Source organism: Mesorhizobium sp. Cs1299R1N3, assembly GCF_037179625.1.
GTDB classification, from domain to species: domain Bacteria; phylum Pseudomonadota; class Alphaproteobacteria; order Rhizobiales; family Rhizobiaceae; genus Mesorhizobium; species Mesorhizobium salmacidum.
The window spans coordinates 20,710-27,540 of the sequence record NZ_JAPYKQ010000034.1; the positions used below are offsets into that span (position 1 = coordinate 20,710).

8 protein-coding genes and 1 pseudogene are annotated in these 6,831 nt (G+C 58.4%); 6 read left to right on the forward strand and 3 right to left on the reverse strand.

Annotated elements, in window-relative coordinates:
- Positions 1-175 precede the first annotated feature (175 nt).
- The 3 genes from O7B34_RS31395 to O7B34_RS31405 all read left to right on the forward strand — a co-directional run bounded on the left by O7B34_RS31395 (position 176) and on the right by O7B34_RS31405 (position 2,218).
- Positions 176-1,030: a PRC-barrel domain-containing protein gene (locus O7B34_RS31395; RefSeq protein WP_337149589.1), complete on the forward strand. Its 855-nt coding sequence runs from the start codon at positions 176-178 to the stop codon at positions 1,028-1,030.
- 284 nt (positions 1,031-1,314) lie between these two features.
- Positions 1,315-1,581 carry a hypothetical protein gene (locus O7B34_RS31400; protein ID WP_337149591.1) on the forward strand — a complete coding sequence of 89 codons (267 nt, stop codon included), beginning with the start codon at positions 1,315-1,317 and terminating at the stop codon, positions 1,579-1,581.
- 172 nt (positions 1,582-1,753) lie between these two features.
- Positions 1,754-2,218, forward strand: coding sequence for a hypothetical protein (locus O7B34_RS31405; RefSeq protein WP_337138507.1), 465 nt, complete (start codon positions 1,754-1,756; stop codon positions 2,216-2,218).
- A gap of 1,410 nt (positions 2,219-3,628) precedes the next feature.
- Here the strand turns inward: O7B34_RS31405 and O7B34_RS31410 are convergent.
- On the reverse strand, positions 3,629-4,153 hold the full coding sequence (locus O7B34_RS31410; protein WP_337149594.1) for a hypothetical protein: 525 nt from the start codon (positions 4,151-4,153) through the stop codon (positions 3,629-3,631).
- A 740-nt stretch (positions 4,154-4,893) separates the two neighbouring features.
- On the opposite strand from O7B34_RS31410, the gene O7B34_RS31415 reads away from it, so the two are divergent.
- Both O7B34_RS31415 and O7B34_RS31420 read left to right on the forward strand, forming a co-directional pair.
- Positions 4,894-5,211, forward strand: a complete 318-nt coding sequence (locus tag O7B34_RS31415; RefSeq protein WP_337149597.1) for a hypothetical protein — start codon at positions 4,894-4,896, stop codon at positions 5,209-5,211.
- On the forward strand, positions 5,208-5,354 hold the full coding sequence (locus tag O7B34_RS31420) for a hypothetical protein (RefSeq protein ID WP_337149599.1): 147 nt from the start codon (positions 5,208-5,210) through the stop codon (positions 5,352-5,354). Before O7B34_RS31415 ends, O7B34_RS31420 begins: the two co-directional genes overlap by 4 nt.
- Before the next feature lie 31 nt (positions 5,355-5,385).
- Here O7B34_RS31420 and O7B34_RS31425 read toward each other — a convergent pair whose 3' ends face one another.
- Positions 5,386-5,916, reverse strand: a complete 531-nt coding sequence (locus O7B34_RS31425) for a hypothetical protein (RefSeq protein WP_337149602.1) — start codon at positions 5,914-5,916, stop codon at positions 5,386-5,388.
- A 433-nt stretch (positions 5,917-6,349) separates the two neighbouring features.
- Between O7B34_RS31425 and O7B34_RS31430 the strand changes: the two genes are divergently transcribed.
- The gene (locus O7B34_RS31430; RefSeq protein ID WP_337149603.1) at positions 6,350-6,757 is read left to right on the forward strand and encodes a hypothetical protein; all 408 of its coding nucleotides are present in this window, start codon (positions 6,350-6,352) and stop codon (positions 6,755-6,757) included.
- Here O7B34_RS31430 and O7B34_RS31435 read toward each other — a convergent pair.
- Positions 6,718-6,831, reverse strand: a pseudogene (locus tag O7B34_RS31435) (IS630 family transposase); the annotation flags it as partial. The gene O7B34_RS31430 and the pseudogene O7B34_RS31435 overlap by 40 nt on opposite strands.

Below are 6,831 nucleotides of genomic sequence, written 5' to 3' on the forward strand. Positions count from 1 at the left end.
TCCCTCCTCGGAAACAGCCGCGGCGACCCTGTCGCCAAGGTAGCACAGGTTCGGCATGCGCCCTCAGGCGACGCCGGCAGGACCATGGACTCCGGAACGTAGGGCCTTTGTTTTCGTTGATTGAAATGACGTCGGCGGAAACCGACGGTCTATCAACAACAGGAGGAATTTCACAATGGTCCGCAAGATACTCGCTACGGTGGCGACGGGCGCTCTCATTACGACGGCGCTCTGCACCGCCGGTGCACACGCCGCAAACACCAGCAAGCCCGCTGCCCAGACGGAGGTTGTTGCTCCGGTTACTGATGGCAAGCTCGTCTCCAAGATCATGGGAGCTGCGGTCTATGACAGCAGCGCCGATAACGCGACGAAGATCGGCGATGTTAAGGACATCGTCCTGGACAAGGACGGGAACGCCAAACTCGTCGTCATTGGTGTCGGCGGTTTCCTTGGCGTGGGCGAAAAAAATGTCGCCTACGACTTCAACAAGCTTGAATGGGTGAACAAGAAGGGCGATCGCTGGTTGGTTGCAAAGACGACCAAGGATGAGCTTATTGCTCAGCCCATTTTCGATACGAAGGTTTACGATACCGCGGCACCCTCGACGGCCCAGCCGACTAACAACACGGCGGCTACCCAAGCGGCTAATACCAAAACCGATAGGACTGCGACGGCCTCGATCGATAAGACGACCTTGACCGAAATGCCGTCAGACAAAATCAGTGCGGCAAATCTGATCGGAACCAACGTCTATGGCGCAGACGATGCGAAGGTCGGCGAGATCGGCGACGTTATCCTGACGGGTGACAAGAAGGTCGACTCGATAATCGTTGATGTAGGTGGATTTTTGGGCATCGGCGAAAAGAAGGTCGCCGTCGGTATGGAGAACCTCAAGTTGATGACCGACAAGAATGGTAACCGTTACCTCTATACGAACTTCACCAAGGACCAGTTGGAGGCGCAGGTAGCGTACGACAAGGCTACTTACGCACAAAACCGGGACAAGCAGCGCATCATCATCAACAAGTAAAAAGTCATCGGAAGCGCTCGCCTATGCGGCGGGCGCTTCCGCTGACAGATGGCAGGAGCGGACTTGAAATTACCCGACGAGGTCCGTCATAGCTCTGAAGATATCAGCGACCTCGTCCTGTCTGATGTCGTTTCCGCCTTCATCGACGAGTCAAGGTCAGCCACGAGTTCGATATTCCCTACATCGCTGGGTACAGCCGGGATGCAACTACGATCTACATCGACCGACACCTGCCCCGCACCATCAGATGGAGAGGCAAGGACGTTCGGCTCGAACCGTTTCTGGTGTGCCACGAAATTGTTGAAAAAGCTCTTTTGGACGAGTTGCGCCTTCATTATCTGCACGCCCATCAAATCGCTTTACGCATCGAGAGAGACGCGGTCAGAGGGGCTGGCCTGCCCTGGCGGCACTACCAAAGCGTCATCGAAGGGCATGAGAAAGCAATTGATGAGGAACAGCTTCGCTGCGTGCCAGGGGAGTTAGATCTCACCCCTTACAAGGACCTAAAGGATTACCCATTGCTGCGACGGCTGGTCCAAGCATCGCAGTAGCTCGTTGCGTGGGAGGTCCAAGGCATGGAGACAGCGGGAAATTGAAGCAGGCATACTGTCAAATTTTCTCGCCAATGGAACTTCTCGATGGACTGCAGGTTCGCCTGCATAGGGACGATTGAGGCTAGTTCGGCCTGTTGCAGGCGGAGCGCCTCGCCAACAGGAGATGGCCATGAAACATCAGACACTTGCGGAACTGCATGGGGTCGCGGAGGTCGAAGCATCCTTTCCAGCTATGACGCGGCGCCAGCGTTTGGAACATTGGGCCATGCTGCTCGAGCGAAATCCCGAGCAGTACCTCGCCGCCTTCCCCGGGACGGAATACATGACCTTGGACGTGCGCGACAAAACCCAGTCCCTCGGCTCCGCGATCAGCATCGCTTTCGCCGATCCAACTTTGCGGGCTGAAGGGCTGAAGAACGATACGTATGGCGAAGCGAAGCGCTTCTTCGAGCTTACGAATTGGCAGTTGCACGCTGTCGTCTGCCATTGCCATGTCGGCGGGACGATGAAAGCCGGATGGGCTGCCGTTCAAGTTCGATCTGCCATCAACAAAGAAGGCAAGCTTTTCAGCAAATTGCGCGAAGCGATTGCCCACTGGCCGGTATTCCGCTTTTTAACTCATGCGAGGGAGTAAGAGACGACGAGAAAACTGAAATAGGCAGCGAAAGGTCCACGGACATGAAGGACGGTACATGTTGGACCTCGACATCGCTAACTGTGGCGATAACGGGCGAGCGTCGCCCGTTTCCTTTTGCCCCATCGGGCTATTCGCAGATCACTCTTTTCGGAAGTAATCCCTGAGATCGCCGCACAGCGGTGATTGCTATGTATCTCGTTCAAATCCTCAAATCCTGTTGCCGCGCTCATACAACCAGGGTCACCCCTTCCCCGGAAGTGATTTCGAGCGTCTGGAAGAAGAACTAGCCGCTCACTTCAGTGGCGTGACACCTGGCGGATGTTTATACTGAAGACAGAAAATCCCGAGACCTAAAATCGAGGCGAATATGGCACAGGATTTGATGAGTTTTGAGGTAGAATAGTAGAATTTCTGCTCCAGATCGTTTTCCAACATCAAACCCCCACATCCCGGATTTATGCCATCAAAGACAATTGAAGAAAATCAGCCAGGTCACTTCTATGAAACTCATGCGCTCGGCAGAACGCCGATATCATCCAACACAACAAACAATCGCACCGCCTGTCCTTCCCGACAACCCACCGATGTCGTCAAATCAAAGCTATCCCAAGACGGGTTCCGACATCCCAACTTCTCTGACAAGCGCACGCAATTCAGCCGGGGGTGTGAGACAGAAAGTTCGAAAAGCTTCCGGGCACCCCAGACGAATTGCAGGCCCCAGTCGGCTTCCTGATGAAAGTGGTTGCGGAGACACGATTTAAGGCTGCAAACCGCCCTATAACCTACAGAGGAGTCGAGTTAGCAAACGAATTCAGTGGCCGCACTGTATTGGCGGTATCCCTCTCCCGCTACCAAATTTCTCCAAGGATATCATTGGCTTAGGTCTCGATGTGACACCTAAGCCGCCCTCGCTATCGGTGTCTCCTGTGCATTTATACCGTTTCCATACCATCGAGAGGTCGATTCAGGTATAGCTGCGACGGTCAACAGAGTTGGCGGGAGTGCCACCCCGGCGGCGCGGCATGACCCTCCCCTGCAAGCCGGAAAGCACACTAGCCTTGTGCTTCCGACAGGTCGTGCCGCCGTCCCCGTTCGGAGAACCTTCTCGCATATCCACGCGGCTAGGCCTGTGTGGTGCGGCATATCCGATGACAGCATGGACGGATGTAACCATTCGATGCCGCGCCGCGTGCGGCACACACATCATCTGACGGGACCGGGAGAGCGCCAGCCCTCCCGGCAACCCCTATTCCGCGATCTAGCCGCCTGCGGATTCCAACCGCCACCTCCGACGAAGCGGCGCTCTCTCTCGGCCCTCTCGGGTTGCCCAGGGTGCCATCCCGGTTGAGCTACGCGGCTAGGACTGGAATGCGGCGCCATGATCCGGACGTCAACTGGCCTGCGAAATCATGAACGAGGCAACAGGGCCGCACACTGTTTAAATGCATCTGTTGCGACAGCAGTCATCACTGGATCGTCTTGCATCGGCGTCGGCTCGCGAAACGTAATAAAGGCCGCGGCGACCGTCCGTGCGGTTGGCCATTTCATTTTGTCGGCGAGGCAAGTGCAGAACGACTGCTTGTCCTCAGCCCGCGCGAGCTGCGCGACCCATTGGTTGTTATCGATGCAGCCGCCGCGCACGTCATCTCCTGTCTTCGCGACGGCTCTGCCGACGTCGCCGCCGATGAGCATGCACAGAAGGACCGCGAAGGCGGCATAGCGAGTAGCGAAGCTGCAGAGACCGCTGACCCTCCTGACGATGAAGTATCCGACTACGGTCGGCACGGTCACGAGTCCGAAAGCAGAGGCCCAGTCCTCGTGGAAAGCTGCTGTGACGACGTATGCCACAACGACGAGAGCGAAGAAGGCCAGCCAGTGGCCCCGTATCGCGCTGCTCGGCGGCACGACCACTCCGGCTCCATCGTTTTCCATGATGACCTCTCCGTTCCCCGCAGGAACGTTACATGCACGCCGTCCCGACGGATAGGCCTTCACGCCCGTTTCCGGTGGAGACCATTGAACGGCATTGACCCGGAAGAGGAATTTGTTCTTATCTCGTTCCTCGGAGATGCTTTAACCATAACGTGAGGCTGACGGCGCGGTGCATCTGGGGCAATCGTGAAGGCCTGAAGACGATCCGCGAGTGCGGCAACCGATATCAGCTGGACGTGTTTTCGATGCTCTGGACGCGAGGCCGCGACTTCCCGTTGAGCCGTCTCTCGCAACGTCTTCGGTGCCCGAAGTGCGGCTCGCGTCTGGTCGCCGTAGGGATTAGCATGCCGAGCACCGCAGGAACTGCGGCTGCAAGGATTGCCCGCTGAGCGCGACAAAGCCGTTTCAAGTATAGCGAATGTGCGGTTTTCTTATGTGTTCCGCTCGAATTGACAGCCGCAGGCACCCGTTTACGCGCCGACGTCAGCGTTCCTGCAGACCGTGGATTCGATCAGAATGCTCGTCCGCTCGGCCGTGCGTACAAGCCTCCGTCTGGACGCCTCGCACTCCGCCATCGAGGAGAACCTGACGTCTGTGACGACGTACGTCCCGCAGGACTAGCCGACGCAGAATCGGCGGCATGCAAAAACCTAATCCGCCCGGCGGATCCAATTCGATCGGCACCTTTAGATCTTTCCTAGATCCCTATAGCTACCATGCCTTCAACACAGGAGGCAGGCATGGCACGTCAGGGTATGGATATCGGAACATCGGTCGGCCTTCAGGCTACTGCGCTCGGCGCGGGCCTCGGAGCCATCATCTATACCGGGCACGCCCAAGCGATGGAACGCGTCCGTCAGGACCGCGAGGCGCGCGAGCAAGCAGCATACGACGCTGCCGTGTCCGCAGCATTCGGCAACGCCGAGGCACTCGGCCGGATCGCCAGGCAAGCCGTCCGCGATCTCGCCGCGGCGAACGCGGAGATCGCGAAGCTGCGCGCGGCGCTGGCACAGCGGCAGGCATATATCCACCGTCAGCGCCAGCGGGTGGCAGCATGAAGAAGGCGAAAGTCGACGCTTTGTTCGAAGAATTCAGAGACTTGCTGCACGAGTGTCCGGAAGCGGAGCGCGCGCTGCGCGACTATCGCGCTCCGCAATGGACAGTCGATGGCCGCAGCCCGCGCTCGGATACGCGAGCATGAGTTGCGGAAACGGGAAGAAGCCTGGAACGCGCTACGCGAGCAACTGCGTGCGAGCGGCGTGAGCGTCTCGGATTTGAGTCATTAACATGTCGCGCGCCGGGTCCCTGACGGGCATCGGTCCTTCGATCTGAGAAGCCGCCGGCGGGATCGGTAGGCCGACGACGCCGCACTTTCGCCCGGTCACCGCCAGTTCGCACGCTTTCGGTCCTGCGGTGACGAGGCGCTGCAAGTCCTCCTCGTGCAATCCCAGCAGCCAGTCTGTCTGCTCGGCCGTCAGGCCGGAGATGTCGACCGCGCCGCGGATCGCCGGATCGAGGGCTGCCGCATACTGATGAACCGACATCCCGACATCTGATGCGAGCGCGTGATCGTTCGCGACCTCTCGCGTGTACCCGTCCCTGTATTCCTGGCGGACGTCCTCCGGGGTTGTCGACGGCTGGGGCAGCTGCGGCATTGAGGGCGGCTCGACGCCGAGCAATCTGCAGATCGAGGCGACCAGCGCGAGGACCGCGCGCAGGATCGCCCGGACGGCCTCCAGTGCCAGACGGATGACAGCTTTCATATGAAGAACTCCTAAAATGATCGGCGTGTGGCAATCCTCCCAGAGTTGTCGGCAAGAGACATGCTAATTTTTGGAGCTAAATTTATTTATGAAGGCCAGCAAAAGCCTGAAAGTTGCAAGTTGCACTTTGCAACTTGTAAAATAAATTTGAAAACAGGCTTGTCATGAGCCTCATTACACACAATCCTTTTGTTGTTAGGGACGCACTGGGCGGCTCCGACATCGCAGGAAATAAAATGGCAAACTACACGATGACGGACGTTGGCTTCTACGCCAGCGGGGCAAGCCCGCGCTGCGGTTCAGGCTCGCGGGCGCCGGCCTTGACGGCGGCTTTCGCCACCTCGAGTTCAGCCCTGAATCCGGCAGGCTCTCCGGAACGGGTGACGGCTTCGCGGACCTAACCTTAGGGGAATCCCTCGACGTCGGGGGCCGCTTGGGAAAGTGGCTCGACGAAAACGACCCCTGGGACTTCATCAATGGCTGCAGGCCCGTGCAGGTGGACGTCGCTAACATCCGCTGGGGGCGCGACGAAGCGGACAACGGCCGCTGGGCGCTCCTGTTCGACCTGCCCGGCCGCCCTGGCGCGTTCCTGGAGTGGCTCGACGACGACGGAGACTTGGTCAGCAAGCGCGAGGAGAACGTCCTCGTCACGCGCCTGGGCCTGCCTCTCGACGAAGCCGACGCGATACGCGGCAAGCTCCAGCAGTGGCTCAGGAACAACTGGGTCTGGACGTACATCAACTCGGACGAACGCGAGATGGCGAGAGTGGCCGCGGCCGAGGAATTGGCCGCTAGAGCCTTTCACGTTTTGACGGAAGCGTATCCTGCGTTTTCGAAGTAGTTCTTACATTCGGCTGCCTCGATGGTTTCGACGAGATGTCCGATGTGGCGCCACGTGTCCTCGACGGTGCGTTT

Coding starts and splice junctions, on each gene's coding strand:
- O7B34_RS31425 (WP_337149602.1), bottom strand. CDS start 5,916: ATGAAAGCTGTCATCCGTCTGGCACTGGAGGCCGTCCGGGCGATCCTG.
- O7B34_RS31405 (WP_337138507.1), top strand. CDS start 1,754: ATGAAACATCAGACACTTGCGGAACTGCATGGGGTCGCGGAGGTCGAA.
- O7B34_RS31410 (WP_337149594.1), bottom strand. CDS start 4,153: ATGGAAAACGATGGAGCCGGAGTGGTCGTGCCGCCGAGCAGCGCGATA.
- O7B34_RS31420 (WP_337149599.1), top strand. CDS start 5,208: ATGAAGAAGGCGAAAGTCGACGCTTTGTTCGAAGAATTCAGAGACTTG.
- O7B34_RS31415 (WP_337149597.1), top strand. CDS start 4,894: ATGGCACGTCAGGGTATGGATATCGGAACATCGGTCGGCCTTCAGGCT.
- O7B34_RS31395 (WP_337149589.1), top strand. CDS start 176: ATGGTCCGCAAGATACTCGCTACGGTGGCGACGGGCGCTCTCATTACG.